This is a genomic window from Salegentibacter sp. BDJ18, from assembly GCF_017579965.1.
Taxonomy (GTDB): Bacteria; Bacteroidota; Bacteroidia; order Flavobacteriales; family Flavobacteriaceae; genus Salegentibacter.
The window spans coordinates 114561-130792 of record NZ_JAFLQX010000025.1 but is presented as its reverse complement, the minus strand read 5'-3'; the positions used below and the strand labels follow the sequence as shown (position 1 = coordinate 130792).

Here is a 16232-nt window from a genome sequence, read left to right as displayed (position 1 = left end):
TACAGTATTTACTGTCATTTTGATCGTTTTAAAGCATAATTTTCCTGTTACGCCCGGAAGAATCGTTTCTTATACTCATTTATTTGATTGTTTTCTTAGTTTTTCTATCCAGTATCCTGGTGGGCCTCGGGCCGTAAAAGTAGTAAGGGTTACCAGTTTTCCTTTTTTACACACTGGGCAAAGCTGGTGTTGTAATGGTTTACGCTCATTGAGTTGTATCCGTCCCAGCCTTTTTCGTAGCTTGGTAATCGTAATTTTTTTATGGTAGGTACTCAAGATTCCATAATGTCGGATGCGAACAAAGCCTTTGGGAAGTACGTGAAGCGCGAACCGCCTTATGAACGCTGCATCGGATAAACGTAACAAGGATTTCTTTCCCCCGAGGCGGTAATCCTTTACAGTAAATGTAACGCTTTCATTATCCAAGTTTTTTATCCGGTGGTTACTGATGGCGATTTTGTGGGTATATCGGCCAAGATATTCCACCACCTGGGCGGGACCTAAAAATGGACGCTTGCAGTAAACTACCCATTTGTGTTTGAACAGGCTTTCATAGAAGTCCGTGGATTGCGATTCCAGTTCCTTGCGAAGGGAAGCCACAAAACGAGCTCTAAAAACGGTGCTCATAGCCTTGACCGGGAACAGGTATTTGCCTTTGCTTTTTGCAGATTTCCATTGACCACTTTGGGTAATACCACCCCCGGGAACAATACAATGCAGGTGGGGATGCAAAGACAGGTTTTGTCCCCAGGTGTGCAGGATAGCGATCATCCCCGGTTTGGCACCTAGAAATTTATGGTTATATGAAAACCCCTTGATTACCTGCCAGGCTATTTTAAATAGTAGGGCATACATTTTTTTAGGTTCGTACAGGCATAGGCGGTTGAGGGCTGATGGCAAGGTAAAGACCACGTGGAAGTAAGGCACGTTTAGAAGTTCTTCTTCCCGTGCCCGGATCCATTCCTCCTTTTTATGTCCCTGGCACTTGGGACAATGACGGTTCCGGCAACTATTGTAACTAAGGTGAAGCTTATGGCAGGAAGGATTGTTACAGCGGTCGATATGGCCACCCAGGGCAGCAGTGCGGCATTTGCGCAAGGCGTGCAGGGTTCTTACTTGCCAGCTGTTGTAACAATATTTGGATAAAGATTCCGTGTTCCTTTCCAGCACCTGGGCCACCTCGTGGGCAGCAGGTTTCACTCCTTATAGAGCCGATCCAACGGACTGAAGGGCTTCTGCCTACCGAGTTGTGCCACGTGAAGGTAGGTGAGTGTGGTTTGGATATCTGCGTGTCCCAGTAAATCTTTGACACTGATAATATCCAATCCCATTTCCAAAAGGTGGGTGGCATAGCTGTGCCGAAGGCTGTGGGTAGTGATTCCTTTTTGGATCCCGCTTTGTTTACGGGCTTCCCGAACAATCCATTGCACTCCCATTGCCGATAACTGGGATGGATTGCCCTTCCTGTCGTAGCCATTGAAACACCAGGTGGTAGGATGATCTGCAGCGATATACTTTTTTAGACCCCGGATCTGCATTTGGGATAATGGAACATAACGGTCTTTTCTGCCTTTGCCCTGACGGATGTGAAGCATTTTACGATCAAAATCCAGGTCTTTCAGTTGAAGGCTGCGAAGTTCAAAACAGCGAAGGCCGCAGCCATAAAGCATCGCCAGTACCAACCGGTGTTTGAGCAGTTTTGGGGTTTTAAGCAGTTGCTTGATCTCACTGCGGCTTAGTACCACTGGAAGTTTTTGGGGCCGTTCTATAGAAGGTAACATAACCCGCATTGCTTTCATCCCGGAGATTCGATAGGCATAGCGAAGACCATAGACCGTATGTTTAAAAAAACTATCTGATGGTGTTTTATGTTGGGACTTTAAAATGTGCAGGTAGTCCAAAACCTGTTCTTCATCAAGGTCCAGGGGACTACATTTAAAATGGAGGGACATATGCGCAAGGCATCGGGCATAGTTGGTAAGGGTACTTTGGCTTTTACCGGCGAGTTCTACGGAACGCTTTAATTTACGGTACAGCTGATCAAACTCGGGTACAGAATTACAGGCCCTCTCTATGAGGGTAGTACTTTTTTTTCATAACTTTCAATGAATTAATTACACAATACCTAAAGGTAGTGAATAGTGATTTAGATCTCTGAAGCTACCTTTAGGTTTAGTTCAACAATATATAAAACAACGCACTAACTAGTCCTAAGTCGAAAGTCCGTTTAAGATGGGCAGCCTACTAGCATTTTTTATATTAAAAGTTGGCACCAAGCCATTTCAACTACATAAGGAGAAATTCGGGTCAAGAAGAAATTGATTATATTAGCTATATGAAAATAAAAGATAGTATAAAAGCTAAATTGTTTGATTTTACCACACTATGTAAATTATATAATGTGAAGAATCTTTATGCTTTCGGATCTGCCACTACAGAAAGATTTGATGAAGCTTCAAGTGACATAGATCTACTTATTGAAATAGAAGAAAATGATCCATTAGAAAGAGGAGAAAAACTTTTAGCTATTTGGGATAAATTAGAAGAATTCTTCCAAAGAAAAGTTGATTTGTTGACTGAGTCTTCTCTTAAAAATCCTGTTCTCAGAAAAAATATTGAGGCTACTAAAATTCTTATCTATGACGGAAAAAGGCAAGAAGTATCTCTCTGATATATTAATGGCTATTGACTTGATAGAGAATTTTATAGCTGACACACCAGATTTTATCTCTTACCAAGAGGATTTAAAAACACAAAGCGCTATAGAGAGACAATTAGCGATAATTGGTGAAGCCCTAAACAAATTAAAACAATATGAATCTGATCTGTCTATCCAGCATGATAAACAGATAATTGGGTTTAGAAACCGACTTGTTCACGCATATGATAGTATTGATAATACTATTGTGTGGGTAATTGTAAAAAGACATTTACAGGAATTTAAACTGGAAATAAAGAAATTAGCATTTACCAATAACATATAAAGAAAAAGCTCAAACCTGTCTCAATTTGAAACCCCTTGCTTAATTACCACCACTACTTTAGCTCAGACAATTAAATAGTTCTAATTAGGAAAACTTGTACGATTTAAAACGAATTTTAATAACCTCAAAGAAGGATAGTTCGATTAGCTAAAAAATAATTGATAATAGATGAAGTTTAAAGTTTTAAAAATAGTCATTTTAATATTTTTATTCTGGGGCTGTAATAGAAATAATGAAGAAAGAATCTATCGTTTTGTTATTGAGAATGATTCAGGTTATGATATCAACCTGGAAATTTTTGAAAGTGATAGTAATGATTTTGTGAAAATTTTTACTATCCCAAATTCAGACTTTGTTAGTAAAGATTTTCAATCCTCGGATATGGGTAGAGTTTATGGAATTCAGGATTTTTTTGAAGGAGATTCCGTGAATGTAATTTATGGGAATAACTTAAAAATAGAATCTTATAAATGTGAATTTTTAGAGACAGAAAATAATGGTTGTAGTCAGGATGGTAATATTATAAATGATGGCGATCCGCGGTGTGAACGCGATAGGGTAGGAGACCTTTATAAAAGAACCTATACATTTATACCTGAAACTTTTTAGAGCCAAACCTCAATGAGAGCGGATAGTGATAAATCAAATCGGCAGTAGATTTAAAAGTATCTCAGAGTTAAAGTTTGGTTAAAGGTGTCAAATTCGGTTACACTTAAAATGCCCCCCTTCTGAAGCGCCAGTATTTATGAGATATTCGCATTTTTGGATAGTTCCTCTTCCTCCGCCACTTAACTTACAGAATAGCTTAAAAAGCCCCAAAACTCACCGTTTTGGGGCTTTTTTGTTTTTGAGTATTTCAAAAGTACTATAGAACATCAAACTATTCGGTTACACCTTCATTTCTGATGTTCATATTCTGTTACACTTTAAAAGTAGAAGGGATTGGTGTCCGCTGGTTGTTTAATGAAACTCTTTTTCCTGGAAGCACGAAATGGGAATGTGCTGAGTGGAATATTTGATCGATCTTTTACCTCCAGAAAATACGTAATTCATGATTTTATTCTTAATATTTTGTTAATAACTATAAGAAAAACGCTTTATACTTGTGTGGATAATTTATAGATTTGGATTCCCTACACTAATTATAATTCAAAGTTTACTCGCATAGATAAAATGAAGTCGGTTATCATAAATAGATGCGAATTCTATATACTTTTCGAGTTTTTAAACTTAAAGTAAGCCCTGATTATATTTAATTAGGAAATTAAAAATAGCAGATTCATCGCTAAAAGCAAGTGTATCAATGTAATTGACGGCGGCGAAGCCATGTAATTTTTTGATTAAGATGTATGGCTTTAAAAAAGGGAATAACCAGAATGCATTTTAATATATAAGGATAAAGGTTGAGTATTTTTCTCCATATAGGTTTGCCAGGTTACAAGAATATATTTCTTTTATTCTTCAGGATATTTAAAAACAAAAAAGCCGAAATAAATTCGGCTTTTTCAGTCACTTTAGGACAACCATCTTTCAAAATTTAAAGGATGGCCCCTCTTGCCCATAAAGTGTCCCCAACACGTTTGTTTTTAATTAATTAGCTCCTTCTGTATCAGAACAACTCCAGTTCTCCATATCGTCCCAATCATCTTCTTCATATTCCTCTGTCCATAAACTACAATCCTTGTAACTTTCATAAAAGTTGATAACGGCCTGTCTATAATCTTCACAATTTTCTTCTGTTGGATTATTAATGTAAGTATTGGCTACGGTCATCACATCTTCATAAGAGTTTTCAAAATCGGTACAGCCTGCACTTATATCGTCCGTCTCCTCAATACTGTCATCATCTTCGGAACATGCAGTGAGAAATACAAGTGAAAAGAATGTTAACAGTGATAAAAATTTTATTCTTTGATTCATAATATTGATTTATTGGTTAATAAATTACTTATTACATATTCTTAAACCAGGTTTCAAATTTACTCCCCAGTACCGGCACAGGTTCCTGTTTTCCGTTTACAGCATTTAGGAGGCCCATAATCCATAAAACAAGCAGGCAAAGCGAACCTGCAAAGCTTGCAACCCATCCTAAGACTGGAATAAGTCCTACTATAAAAATGGCAAAGCCAACAAGGCACAATCCCAGAGATTGTTTTATATGATAAGTAGCAAACTCGTTGTTTTTATCTTTATTCATTATAAAAGCTGCTACCAGGCCTATTAGGGTTAGATAAGCTATAATTCCTATAGATTTGTCTTCGGTTTTCTCAATATTTTCGGCTAAACTTTCTTGGTTTTCCATAGTTGAATTTATAAGACGTGTTTTTATAGACTAAATTTTACACCTGCACCTAATACTAATTGGCCGCCGTCTATAATCACATATTTCACTTCAGCAAAAGGAGTGATATTACTATCTATATTAAAATTGGCACCTGCTCCCAGGTTTAGTCCAAACCGGCCATCGCTGGATTCAACACCTCCAAAACTTTCATCTCCCCAGTCAAAACTTACATGGGTATAATTAAGTCCGCCAAGGCCATAGAAACCCAGGTTTTCATTATTCACAAAATAATAGTTTGCATTTCCATTAATCTCCCACCAGTTTAGACTTCCACCATATTGATCACCCGGGAAATAATAGATAAAGGCCGGTGAAATGCTCAGGTTTTCAAGAATGGGAAATTCAGCATTAGCTCCAGCACCAATAGCTTCTACTTCGGTTCCATAATTTAGCATTACGCCAATTCGAGTGTCTTGTTGAGCTGAACTCACATAAATTCCTGTAAAAAAGAAAAAAATAGCTGCTAGTAATTTAGTTTTCATAATGAAGGTTTAATTAGTCGGTTTTCGTTTTGATTTCTGAGTGTGAAGATGCAAGCATTATCTTCGGTTTTCAAGACTTAATGAGTATAAGCACCTTATGAATTAGTTAAATGAAGAATTGTAATAATTGGGTTGTTTCAGCTAAAAAATCAGTTTCTCTAAGTCAAAACCCTGTTTCCCTAATATAAAAGCGTATTTTATCCTTAATTTTTTATTAATTGACTAATAACAATTAAATTAGGTAAGCAATAAATTTAAAAGCCGCTCCTTAACATTTAATTCCACCCTTTAGAAGAATAAATTTTCGAAAAGATGAAAGTAGCTATAATAGACGATGAAGTACACTGCGTAGAAGGCCTGGTGCTCCACCTGCGTAAAAATTTTCCTGATGCTGAAATCATCTATAAAGGCACCCGGCCGGAATCTGCTCTAGAAGTTTTGCCAAACACCAAAGTAGATTTAATTTTTCTTGATGTGGAAATGCCGGGAATGAATGGCTTTGAACTGTTAGATCAATTACCGGAAACCAATTTTGATGTAATTTTTACCACTGCCTACAGTCAATATGCCGCCCAGGCTTTTAAAGCTAAGGCTGTAAACTATTTGCTGAAACCTATAGATGAAACCGAATTTAGGGAGGCAATTTTAGACTGGCAGGAAGAACGCAAGAAGAAAAACAATCTTTCTTCTGAAAAAATAAGCGACTTGCTTACTTATATGCGGCGGGAAGGTATTTTAAAAAATAAAATAGCCCTCCCGGTGGCCGATGGGTATGAGTTTATTGAAACTAATGAAATTCTCTATGCACAAAGTCAGAATAACTACACGCAGCTTTTTCTCTCTGATAAGCGAAAACTGGTGCTTAGTAAAACCCTGAAAGAATTTGAAAAACTACTTGACAAGTATTTCTTTATTCGCATTCACAAATCTTACCTCATCAATCCAAACTATATGAAAAAATATTACAAAAATGATGGTGGCTATTTGGTCATGCAGGATGGGAAAACCATTCCTGTAAGCAAAACCAAAAAAGATTTAATCACCAGTCTTTTTGATGCCATCACTAAAACTTCCTAAACCTGATAAAACCTATGGCACTGCTTCAGTTTAGAAATTTCAGTATATTAATTTTGGTGATTTTTCCTGCAATATTTTTCCTCTCTGCCGGTTTATCAGCCCAGCCTAAAATAGACAGTCTAACCACTCAATTTCAGCAGACCGAAAGTGATTCGCTTAAAGTAGTCACACAAATTCAATTAAGCCGGCAAATTCATCGTGAGGCACATAATGAGGAGGAAGAATTACAGTATGCACAAGGAGCGGTGCAAAAAGCGCTGCAGTTAAACGATACCTTGCTGTACGCCCTCGCTTTAGATAATTTAGGACTTTTATTTCGTTACCATCAAAATTACGACGAATCTTTACCGCTGCATACAAAAGCCTACAACCTGGTAAAAGACAAAGACATCAATCCGCTTAACAAGATGATATTTGCCAACAATGCTGGAGTAGCGGGGCGGTATAATCATAATTATGATACGGCGGTTTCCTATTATATGGAAGCGCTTAAAATTGCTGAAAGGGAAAACGATCTTAAAAATATTGCTATTGCCAGCAATGGTATTGGCAACGCTTTAACTTCCATTCCTGGCCGTGCTGACCAGGCTTTGGACTATTTTGAGCGATCCCTGGAAGCCGAAAAAGAACGTAATAACAGTCTTGGTGTGGCAATGAATTACCTTTCTATTGGAGATTATTATATCGATAAAAGTAATTTCACAAAAGCCAGGGAGTATTTAAACGAACTTTTGGAAATTAACCGAGAGCGAGAAGACCAATACGGTTTGGCGATTACCAACGAATTTTTAGGGAAATCTTATTTGGTAGAAGGCCGAAATTTGAACCGGGCCAAAGAATTCTTTACTATTTCTCTTGAAGGTTTTCAACAAATGGGAGACAGGCAAAAACAAGCTGAAATTTTATCCAGCCTGGGCGATATTGAGCAAAAACAAGGCCGGCCTATAAGTGCAGAAGAATATTACCAAAATTCACTTGACCTGGCTTCAGGCTTAAACTTACACGGTTTGCTCATGCAAAATTACCTGCGAATGGCCCATCTAAAGGAAGAGACCGGTGAACCCGCTGAAGCTTTATCTTATTACAAGCAGGGAAAAGCTTATGAAGACAGCATAAAACTAAGTGAACAGAATGTAGAAATAGCAGCCCTGGTAAGAAAATACGACCTGGAAAAGAAGGAAAATCGAATTGAATTGCTTCAAAAAGACCGGGCACTACAAGAAGCCCGGCTGGATACCCAGGAACAATTACTGGAAGAACGCCGAATTTTAATGCTATTGATGGGAATAGGATTATTGCTCATTTTAATCATTTTCTTTTTGCAATACCGCAATGCCCAAACAAAAAAGAAAACCAACGCACGTATTTTAAAGGAAGAGAAGGAAAAAATGAAAGCGATTTACGAGCGTAACCTTGCCCGTGCTGAAATTTTGGTAACCCGCCTGCAAATAAATCCGCATTTTTTATTTAATAGTCTTAATGCAATTACCTACCTCATCCAAACCAAGGAAAACGAAAAGGCTATGAAGTACCTGGTAGTTTTTAGTCGTTATACCCGAATGGTTTTGGAAACCTCTCAAAAACATATTATTCCGCTTAGTGAAGAAATAAAACTCACCCGTTACTACCTAACCCTGGAAGAAAATCGTTTTGAAAAAGATTTCACTTACGAGATTAAGGTAGAAGAATCAGCAGTAAAAGGCATTAGTATTCCCCCGCTTTTACTGCAGCCTTTTATTGAAAATGCGATTTGGCACGGCTTGTTGCCCAGCAAACGCGATAAAAAACAACTGCTTATAAATATTATTCCTAATGAAAAGGAAATCACTATAATTATAGACGATAATGGAGTAGGCCGAAAAAATGCCGGGAGAAAAACAACCTCTGGTAAAAAACATAAAAGTATGGGAATGCAAATAATTCAGGAGCGTATAAGCCTTTATAACAAAAGCTATTCAGGAAAGATTACCTATGAAATTATCGATAAAAAAGATGAAAATTGTAAACCTGAAGGAACAAGGGTGGTGTTAACACTCCAAAGAATTGAAGGAAAAAAACCAGATGATAACTTCAATAAATTTGAAGCCCTCCCTTCCGAAGCGGAAATTTCTTAAATGAATACGATTATAGGTTTTTCTCTTTTTAATCATACTGGAATTTAGTGGGATTAGACATAAAACTTAATTGAAAGGGTAAGTTCTCCCAACATTTATACTTTAAAATTTGAAAAAGCCCCAAACAGTACATTTGGGGCTTTTTCTTTCTGTAATCTCCAATTACTTCAAGCATAGTTTATTAAAGATCGCAAGCTTTCTCTGCTTCTTCCATGAGATCTTTCATTGTAAAAACTCCATCTTCACCATGCGTTGGTACCCAATCTCGATTGTTGCCTAAAAACGAGTCTCTATCAAGTTCTAAAAGACCTATAAGCACTTCTGCGACTATTCTGCCGCCCACGGGGCCCAGGCCTTCTCCTGATGAGAACTGTGTGTCATCATCCTGTCTACCTATTACTTCTGCTTCTGCCAAAATATAATACCAAAGCGGTATGCCTGCAGACAAATCAACATCCTCCATTTTCACCTTGTTGTTCACAAAGTCTACCACTTGCTCAATTTCGCTTTCTTCCCTTTGCATATGTCTCGCAACATTTTCTCCAGAAGGTAGAAGAAAGCTTTGCCCTCTTCTAAAATTCCTTGTTGCTAAAGATTTATCATTGGGATCATCAGAGGGCACAAAAGGTAATTCCAGTAAAATAGGGGCCAGGGTGGTATCCAGTTTTTCGGCCTTTTGGAAATCTGTACCAAAATCGAAAAAAGCGTCCCACTCAATAGCCTGGTCGCTACTGGTAATTCTTGAAAAACCTTTTCCAAATTCACTAGAAAAGATACTTTTCATATCGCCGTCTTGTTGTAGTTTTAAATTCTGCGCAATCATAGTATGACCGAATCTAAATGCTGCTACAGAAAATTCTACCGGAATAAAAGCACTATAGATAGGTTTATAAAATTTACGGCCATTACCTAAAATATCAGCCACTAAATATTTCCCGCACATTATTGGTAGAAATTCATTAACAACAACCCATTGATAATGCCATGTGGTTATTTTTCTTGCTTCTTCGTATAAATGCTCAGGACTATAATCTGAATTAGCGTCTTTAAGCATTTTATAATTGGCATTATAAAATCTAATTAAAGCTAGCTGCATTTGAGAAATCACCCTGTTTTCATCATTTCTGGGATCTCCAATTACAGCAGTTCCCTTTCCATTCCGTTGCAGATCATGCTTTTCCGTAGCTTTATTTTGATCCATATTATTGTTACTCAATGCGGTTAACAGATAAAAACCTTCCTCTCTTGGTCGGTATAAAAAAGGATCATCCTCGGGGCCACCTCCAAAAACACTATCCAGATCTAAATTAGCAGAACGTGAGTTTTCAATTTCATTTGGATTATTAATACTACTAAAACTTGTAGAGGTATCAAAAGTAATATCATGGTCTATAAACTGACCAAAAAATACCATTCCTAACGGAACTGAATCAGTAAATTTAGGAGAATTACCTCCATTCATTGGTCCATCTATTTTCCCCAACCCAGCTAACTGCGATGGCGGATTATAAAGTGGAGGCAATTCTCTAAACATTCTGCCAAAACGGCCAAAACTTTCTTTTTCAAAAGAATGATGCGAACAAAGCACGTTTTTACCCTCAAAACTGTGCATTCCATGGTGATTTGAATCTGACATGATAAACTGGTTTTTAATTATTAATAAAATTTTTAATACGGTATATCCCTGGAGCCTATAGATATTTCATCTTGCGGGTGCAATTTGAAATACGCTAAGCCGGGTATAATAGTTTATCTATCACCTTCTAATTGATCATAAAAAATGACCGTCTAGGGTGAATAGAGCTAAAATCGGGATATAAATAACCCGGGATTATAAAAGATTGTAGGGGATATGTTGAGGGTATAATCTTAAAATAAACCTGTGTTGGGATTAGGGTTTATTTTCTTTGATTCTAATAAAAAAACTTGAAATTACACTTAATTTAGAAAGAGTTTCATTCAAATATAAATACCAAAAACTACTGAAAATTAGCGCTTTAAATCAACTTTGAAGCAATGTAATAAAAAATTTTAACTATTCTTCTTAAAAGAAAAATATTTTTCAGCTTCAATTTAATGCTACTATTTTTTTAAGAAGTCATAATTTTTATCACTTTACCTCTAAAGGGGTATCTACTTAATAATAGTTTAACCTTTTTGAGCAATGTTTATGAAAAATTTAAAAAACCTTATTTTCTATAGTTAGAACCTGCACTTATTTTTACGAATTCACGCTATAAAAATAATTTTTTAAAACTAACTAATGATTTTTCAAAACTCTAACCTTCAGCAAAATGAGCCAAGTTATGTAATAAAGAAAATGTTTTTTGTCATTTTCTGTTGTATTTTTTTATTAACTACCAATAATACCTACGGCCAGTTTTTTGAAAAAGAAGATTCATTTATTGAAAAATCTGGAGATGCTTCGGTTATCTTGCTTCCAATTTCGGCCTTTGCTACTTCTTTAATTTTAAAAGATAAAACCGGGTCCTGGCAATTTACAAAGGGGTTTTTACTCAATTTGGCAGTAACCGGCGCAGGAAAGTATTTAATAAATAAAGAACGGCCGCTACAGGGTGGAGGTTATGCTTTCCCTTCTGGACATACCTCGGTTGCTTTTCAGGGGGCTTCATTTTTTCATCGTAGATATGGTTTTAAATATAGTATTCCCGCCTATATTCTTGCCGGTTTTACGGGATATAGTAGATTAAATGCGAAACGACACGATGGCTGGGATGTGCTTGCAGGTGCGGCAATAGGAATAGGTAGCACTTTCTTTTTCACCACTCCCTATGAAGATCAACAAATGGAAGTCACTTTTTCCAGTGGAGATGATGCTTATCTCCTGGGTTTTAGATACACATTTTAAATAGTAATTTTCGTTATTTCTTTAGCTGTTTGGGAATACCGGACGTAGGTTTATCACTAATTTCAAGCCTGAAAATGAATGTATTAGCTTTTGCCTTCCTGGCAAAAAATTAGGATAATGTGATTTTCATCATTTTTATAAAATTATTCTTGCTATAGGTTTGCATACTTACTGAACTAATTTACAGTGGTATGAATGTACTTATTTTGACAGATCTCTCTGAGGTAGCAAGAAACGCCGGAAGTTATGCAGTACAGTTTCTGGGCGATATTCCGGTGAATTTTTATATGCTTAATATAAGAGAATTTAATCCTGAAGCCAGCCTGGAAGAGGAAAAGAAGGAGCTTGCCCTAAGAAAGTTGCACCAAAGAATGGACGAACTTCAGGAAATAAGTCAGAATAAAGATCACAAATTTTTCGCTTTATATTCAGAAAGTGATCTCCTAACAGCCACTCGTAAATATGCCGATGAAAAAAATGTAGACCTTATTGTAATGGGGGCGGCTCATAAAGGCCATTCTCCCTTCACAATTATTGGTAACCATACTTATGAAGTCATTAAAAAAATAAGATATAATATCTTAGCGGTAGCTGAGCATTGCCAGTATAAACCTCTAAAGAAAATGATATTCCCAATAGCTTATTCCACTTCCCTAAACAAAGATGTTCTTGCCATCTTTAATAAACCACAAATAGCTGAAGGTGCAGCTTTAACCGTGGTAGAAGTAGGAGATCCCGCGAAGGGAGTAGACGTGGAAGCCGGAAGAGAAATTTTCTCTCAAATTAAGACCAGGAAAGTGAAACTGATACCATTTAAAGATAAAAACATTTTTTCTGATGATAACCTACAAAAAATCCAGGATCGTTTTGATATGATCGTTATGATGGGAAAAAACCTGGGCTTATGCGATAGTTTTCTTCATACCAAGCGCGGCATTTATTCTAAAGTATCAAATTCACTTCCCATTCTGGTGTTACATTAAGTTTAAAAACAATCTATTTTTAAATCAAATTATTTTTTACCAGCCCTTGTAAGCTCCCGGTAAAGAAATTCTTTCAGCTCCTGGTTTTCCAATTCTAATCTTCTGTTTTCTTCTAATAAGGAAGACTGCACTTCCAGTTCAATAAAAGTTACTATAAGTCCGTTAATTACTTCTTCATTTTCAGAAAAACAAGGTTGAATACACTTTAAGAATCTGCGTTCATCATTTATTTTAATTTCTTTTTTGAGCACGGTTTCAGTAATTAAAACACCTCTAATATTTTCAATAAAAGAGCTGTGTTTCATCTTTTCTTTAATCCCGCAAATATTCCTTTCTAAATGTTCTTTCTTCAGCTCAAAAAGTTTTCCAGCGGCCGGGGTAAAATCTTTTAAATATAATTGAGCATCAATAAAAAGCTGAGGAACAATAGAATTTTCAAAATACTGGTTTAAAAAATTATTCTGGATAGAACTATTGCGCATAGTATCTTCCTGAATTTTATGAGTAGAGATCATGATGTTACGATTATTGAATAAAACAAATTAGAGAATTCGGAGTGCCAGAATTTTGGCAAACCGAATTCTCATTATAAAAATGCCCGGGTAATTTTGCCTGGCTAAATCTTGTTTAGCCTTGCTTTAAATTAACCCCCGACTTTCCTTCTGCCCTTCATTTTCTTTTCTTCAAGTTTACGTGCAGCTTTTTCTTGTTTTCGTGCTTTTAAATCGACTTTTGAAGGTTTTAATTTTGCACCTCGCTTTGCCATTTTATTATAATTTTAATGTGAACAAAAATTTTAACTAAACACATGCCTGTAGTAAAACCTTTATATAGCGAGTTGGGTTTCCCGCTAAGGGAAATAATAAATAACTTGAGGCAAGCCTCAAAACTTTCAAATCTCGATAATCGAGTAAGTTATAATTGAAATAAAGGATACAGGTTACGTAAGCACACTCGCGAGTGCTTAATAAGTCGGAAAGATGATCTTAAGTTTAGAAAAAGCCTGGTTCATAGCTAAATCACTAAAAATTAAAATATTAACCTGCAATTTACAACCTTCTTTCATATAAACCAAAAAGAAAAAATAAAGGCAAGAAAGAAGATTTGGAATGGGGCAGGGGAATTATTAAATCCCGGAAGTGGAGTTTTAAGTTTAAAAATCTTCTTTTTGTACCTTTAGAATTGGTATTTTCAAATTATTAATCGGGAGTGAGAAATAGCAGTATTTATGGAGAGTCTTATTAGGAAAACTATGGAAAGGACCCTGGGGGAAGAAATTTCTGCAGAAATGCTTACCGATTTAAATAAACTATCTTTTGAAAAAACCTATGAGAAAAAGGAATATTTAGTTGAAGCCGGTAGCACCTGTAATTACCAGTTTTTTATTCTTGAAGGAGCTTGTTTTTCTTATTACCTTAGTGAAAAAGGCGATAAAAATGTTATCCAACTGGCTATTGAAGAATACTGGATAACAGATGCTTCCAGTTATTTTAGAGGTACCGAAGCTGTTTCAACTATTGAGGCGCTGGAACCCACCAGGGCATTACTTATTAAGAAAGAAAACTTTGAAAAACTATGCCGTATGCACCCGTTATTCGATAGGTTTTTTAGAATTTTACTCCAAAATTCATTAGCTTCCTTACATACAAGAATTGCCAAAACTATTAGTGAAGATGCAGATCATAGATATAAAAATTTTTCAAAACGCTACCCGCATTTTATTAAACGCATTCCCCAATATCTTATCGCATCTTACCTGGGAATTAAACCCCAATCTTTAAGCAGGATTCGTAAGAAGCTCTATTAAACTCCCGGTTTATTAACATAGGTGAATTAATTTAATAAGTTTCTTAGCCATCTTTGTATATCTATTTTTTAAGTAACTTAAAAAGTAGAATCTTACAGATGCCTTTTTGAAAAATAGGCTTCGTAAGTTGTTAAGATTTTTATCTCGATTATCAGGTAAAGTTATATTCAATATTATAAAAAAGAAATATGAAAGTTAAAATATGGTCAGATGTAAGATGTCCTTTTTGCTACATTGGAAAGAAAAAATTTGAAGCTGCGCTGGCAAAATTTCCGCAGGAGAATGAAGTGGAGGTTGAATGGAAAAGTTATCAATTAGACCCTAATCTACAAACAGATCCTAATCTTAGCACCCTGGAGTATTTTGTTAAAACAAAAGGTGTAAGCGAAGCACAGGCAAGAGAAATGTTTAGCGGCGCAACCAATATGGCTGCTGAAGTAGGTCTTAAGTTCAACCTGGAAACTTCGGTTACCGCCAACTCGTTTATGGCACACAGGCTTATTCAATTAGCTAAATCTAAAGGCCTGGGAAATGAAATTGAAGAAGCCCTGTTTAAGGCTCATTTTGAAGAAGCAAAAAATATAGATGATGCTGAAGTTTTACAGGAAATAGGTATTTCTATAGGGCTAAAAGCTGAAGTAGTAAAAAACACCCTACAATCTGATGCTTTTGCTTATGATGTGAAACAGGACGAAATGGAAGCCCGTAATATTGGGGTAAGAGGTGTTCCGTTTTTTGTGATAGATGATAAATATGCTATCTCTGGAGCTCAGCCATCAGATGCTTTTTTACAAACCCTGGAGAAAGCCTGGGAAGAATTTAAACCAAAGAAAAATCAGTTGGAAATTTCTAAAGGAGATTCGTGTTCAACTGAGGGAAATTGTGATTAAAAAAATAGAATTATGAAAATAGCACTAATAGGCGCCACAGGTTTCGTGGGATCTGAAGTTTTAAAAGAGGCATTAACTAGAGGCCATGAAGTAACCGCCATTGCGCGTAATACAGAAAATATTGCTGAAGCCCATTTGCTTAAAAAAGTAGATGTAGATGTGAAAAATATAGAAAAACTGGCCAACGCAGTTAAGGATAGTGAGGTTGTGATAAGTGCATTTAATCCGGGTTGGTCTAATCCTAATATTTATAATGATTATTTAGAAGGAGCCAAAGCTATACAACAGGCCGTAAAAAAAGCTGGTGTAAAGCGATTAATAGTTGTTGGCGGTGCTGGTAGCCTGTTTTTAAATGAAAGAACAAGGGTGATAGATTCTCCAAATTTTCCGGAAGAAATTAAACCCGGAGCAACGGCGGCCAGCGAATATCTTGAAATTCTTAAAAGAGAAAAAGAGCTGGATTGGACTTTCTTTAGCCCTGCAATTGGTATGGCTCCCGGGAAACCTCAAGAACGTAGAAATACTTATAGAAAAGGCTTTGAAAAGCCCGTATTTGATGAGGATGGGAAAAGCGAGTTATCTGTGCAGGATACTGCCGTGGTCCTGGTAGATGAAGCCGAGAATGCAGCACATATAAATCAACGCTTTACAGCAGCCTATTAAACAATGAAACTTTATTAAT

At 36.3% G+C, this 16232-nt stretch carries 18 protein-coding genes; 10 read left to right on the top strand and 8 right to left on the bottom strand.

The features are described from left to right. Positions 1-75: 75 nt before the first annotated feature. Both J0871_RS14875 and J0871_RS14870 read right to left on the bottom strand, forming a co-directional pair. Positions 76-1200 (bottom strand): IS91 family transposase, encoded by a 1125-nt coding sequence (locus tag J0871_RS14875; RefSeq protein ID WP_208226033.1) that lies wholly within the window; start codon positions 1198-1200, stop codon positions 76-78. Continuing rightward, a complete protein-coding gene (locus J0871_RS14870) occupies positions 1197-1781 on the bottom strand; it encodes a tyrosine-type recombinase/integrase (protein ID WP_346014349.1) in 585 nt (194 codons plus the stop codon). Before J0871_RS14870 ends, J0871_RS14875 begins: the two co-directional genes overlap by 4 nt. A 554-nt stretch (positions 1782-2335) precedes the next feature. Here J0871_RS14870 and J0871_RS14865 point away from each other — a divergent pair. The 3 genes from J0871_RS14865 (at position 2336) to J0871_RS14855 (ending at position 3593) form a co-directional block, all read left to right on the top strand. Continuing rightward, positions 2336-2671: a nucleotidyltransferase domain-containing protein gene (locus J0871_RS14865; protein WP_243870513.1), complete on the top strand. Its 336-nt coding sequence runs from the start codon at positions 2336-2338 to the stop codon at positions 2669-2671. Beyond that, entirely contained in the window at positions 2640-2984 is a 345-nt protein-coding gene (locus J0871_RS14860; protein WP_208226031.1) for a HepT-like ribonuclease domain-containing protein, read from the top strand. Before J0871_RS14865 ends, J0871_RS14860 begins: the two co-directional genes overlap by 32 nt. 168 nt (positions 2985-3152) lie before the next feature. After that, positions 3153-3593: a hypothetical protein gene (locus J0871_RS14855; protein WP_208226030.1), complete on the top strand. Its 441-nt coding sequence runs from the start codon at positions 3153-3155 to the stop codon at positions 3591-3593. A gap of 981 nt (positions 3594-4574) precedes the next feature. Here J0871_RS14855 and J0871_RS14850 read toward each other — a convergent pair. Genes J0871_RS14850 through J0871_RS14840 form a run of 3 tightly spaced genes read right to left on the bottom strand, consistent with a single transcriptional unit; the run spans position 4575 to position 5810 of the window. After that, complete coding sequence (locus J0871_RS14850; RefSeq protein ID WP_075327350.1) at positions 4575-4904, bottom strand: hypothetical protein; 330 nt, start codon at positions 4902-4904, stop codon at positions 4575-4577. A gap of 31 nt (positions 4905-4935) precedes the next feature. Beyond that, positions 4936-5286, bottom strand: a complete 351-nt coding sequence (locus J0871_RS14845; RefSeq protein WP_208226029.1) for a hypothetical protein — start codon at positions 5284-5286, stop codon at positions 4936-4938. A gap of 23 nt (positions 5287-5309) precedes the next feature. Then, entirely contained in the window at positions 5310-5810 is a 501-nt protein-coding gene (locus tag J0871_RS14840) for an outer membrane beta-barrel protein (protein ID WP_093305922.1), read from the bottom strand. Positions 5811-6122: 312 nt separating this feature from the next. Between J0871_RS14840 and J0871_RS14835 the strand changes: the two genes are divergently transcribed. Both J0871_RS14835 and J0871_RS14830 read left to right on the top strand, forming a co-directional pair. Next, positions 6123-6887 carry a LytTR family DNA-binding domain-containing protein gene (locus J0871_RS14835; RefSeq protein ID WP_075327347.1) on the top strand — a complete coding sequence of 255 codons (765 nt, stop codon included), beginning with the start codon at positions 6123-6125 and terminating at the stop codon, positions 6885-6887. Positions 6888-6901: 14 nt separating this feature from the next. After that, complete coding sequence (locus J0871_RS14830) at positions 6902-9001, top strand: tetratricopeptide repeat protein (protein ID WP_208226028.1); 2100 nt, start codon at positions 6902-6904, stop codon at positions 8999-9001. A 181-nt stretch (positions 9002-9182) separates the two neighbouring features. Here J0871_RS14830 and J0871_RS14825 read toward each other — a convergent pair whose 3' ends face one another. Beyond that, complete coding sequence (locus tag J0871_RS14825; RefSeq protein ID WP_208226027.1) at positions 9183-10637, bottom strand: heme peroxidase family protein; 1455 nt, start codon at positions 10635-10637, stop codon at positions 9183-9185. 627 nt (positions 10638-11264) lie between these two features. Between J0871_RS14825 and J0871_RS14820 the strand changes: the two genes are divergently transcribed. Beyond that, entirely contained in the window at positions 11265-11870 is a 606-nt protein-coding gene (locus J0871_RS14820; RefSeq protein ID WP_243870512.1) for a phosphatase PAP2 family protein, read from the top strand. Positions 11871-12061: 191 nt separating this feature from the next. Beyond that, on the top strand, positions 12062-12853 hold the full coding sequence (locus tag J0871_RS14815) for a universal stress protein (RefSeq protein WP_208226026.1): 792 nt from the start codon (positions 12062-12064) through the stop codon (positions 12851-12853). 29 nt (positions 12854-12882) lie between these two features. Here the strand turns inward: J0871_RS14815 and J0871_RS14810 are convergent, their stop codons facing one another. Continuing rightward, positions 12883-13368, bottom strand: a complete 486-nt coding sequence (locus tag J0871_RS14810; RefSeq protein ID WP_208226025.1) for a PAS domain-containing protein — start codon at positions 13366-13368, stop codon at positions 12883-12885. A 128-nt stretch (positions 13369-13496) separates the two neighbouring features. Further along, the gene (locus tag J0871_RS17380; RefSeq protein ID WP_262897401.1) at positions 13497-13619 is read right to left on the bottom strand and encodes a hypothetical protein; all 123 of its coding nucleotides are present in this window, start codon (positions 13617-13619) and stop codon (positions 13497-13499) included. A gap of 486 nt (positions 13620-14105) precedes the next feature. Here J0871_RS17380 and J0871_RS14805 point away from each other — a divergent pair, with 486 nt between their 5' ends. From J0871_RS14805 to J0871_RS14795, 3 genes are all read left to right on the top strand, one after another. Beyond that, the gene (locus J0871_RS14805; RefSeq protein ID WP_208226024.1) at positions 14106-14660 is read left to right on the top strand and encodes a Crp/Fnr family transcriptional regulator; all 555 of its coding nucleotides are present in this window, start codon (positions 14106-14108) and stop codon (positions 14658-14660) included. 188 nt (positions 14661-14848) lie between these two features. Next, entirely contained in the window at positions 14849-15550 is a 702-nt protein-coding gene (locus tag J0871_RS14800) for a DsbA family oxidoreductase (protein ID WP_208226023.1), read from the top strand. 12 nt (positions 15551-15562) lie between these two features. Continuing rightward, positions 15563-16213 carry an NAD(P)-dependent oxidoreductase gene (locus J0871_RS14795; RefSeq protein WP_208226022.1) on the top strand — a complete coding sequence of 217 codons (651 nt, stop codon included), beginning with the start codon at positions 15563-15565 and terminating at the stop codon, positions 16211-16213. Positions 16214-16232 lie beyond the last annotated feature (19 nt).

Bases quoted from the DNA above. Each gene is read 5' to 3' on its own strand.
- J0871_RS14870 (WP_346014349.1), bottom strand. From the start codon at position 1,781: ATGTTACCTTCTATAGAACGGCCCCAAAAACTTCCAGTGGTACTAAGC.
- J0871_RS14865 (WP_243870513.1), top strand. From the start codon at position 2,336: ATGAAAATAAAAGATAGTATAAAAGCTAAATTGTTTGATTTTACCACA.
- J0871_RS14860 (WP_208226031.1), top strand. From the start codon at position 2,640: ATGACGGAAAAAGGCAAGAAGTATCTCTCTGATATATTAATGGCTATT.
- J0871_RS14855 (WP_208226030.1), top strand. From the start codon at position 3,153: ATGAAGTTTAAAGTTTTAAAAATAGTCATTTTAATATTTTTATTCTGG.
- J0871_RS14850 (WP_075327350.1), bottom strand. From the start codon at position 4,904: ATGAATCAAAGAATAAAATTTTTATCACTGTTAACATTCTTTTCACTT.
- J0871_RS14845 (WP_208226029.1), bottom strand. From the start codon at position 5,286: ATGGAAAACCAAGAAAGTTTAGCCGAAAATATTGAGAAAACCGAAGAC.
- J0871_RS14840 (WP_093305922.1), bottom strand. From the start codon at position 5,810: ATGAAAACTAAATTACTAGCAGCTATTTTTTTCTTTTTTACAGGAATT.
- J0871_RS14835 (WP_075327347.1), top strand. From the start codon at position 6,123: ATGAAAGTAGCTATAATAGACGATGAAGTACACTGCGTAGAAGGCCTG.
- J0871_RS14830 (WP_208226028.1), top strand. From the start codon at position 6,902: ATGGCACTGCTTCAGTTTAGAAATTTCAGTATATTAATTTTGGTGATT.
- J0871_RS14825 (WP_208226027.1), bottom strand. From the start codon at position 10,637: ATGTCAGATTCAAATCACCATGGAATGCACAGTTTTGAGGGTAAAAAC.
- J0871_RS14820 (WP_243870512.1), top strand. From the start codon at position 11,265: ATGATTTTTCAAAACTCTAACCTTCAGCAAAATGAGCCAAGTTATGTA.
- J0871_RS14815 (WP_208226026.1), top strand. From the start codon at position 12,062: ATGAATGTACTTATTTTGACAGATCTCTCTGAGGTAGCAAGAAACGCC.
- J0871_RS14810 (WP_208226025.1), bottom strand. From the start codon at position 13,368: ATGATCTCTACTCATAAAATTCAGGAAGATACTATGCGCAATAGTTCT.
- J0871_RS17380 (WP_262897401.1), bottom strand. From the start codon at position 13,619: ATGGCAAAGCGAGGTGCAAAATTAAAACCTTCAAAAGTCGATTTAAAA.
- J0871_RS14805 (WP_208226024.1), top strand. From the start codon at position 14,106: ATGGAAAGGACCCTGGGGGAAGAAATTTCTGCAGAAATGCTTACCGAT.
- J0871_RS14800 (WP_208226023.1), top strand. From the start codon at position 14,849: ATGAAAGTTAAAATATGGTCAGATGTAAGATGTCCTTTTTGCTACATT.
- J0871_RS14795 (WP_208226022.1), top strand. From the start codon at position 15,563: ATGAAAATAGCACTAATAGGCGCCACAGGTTTCGTGGGATCTGAAGTT.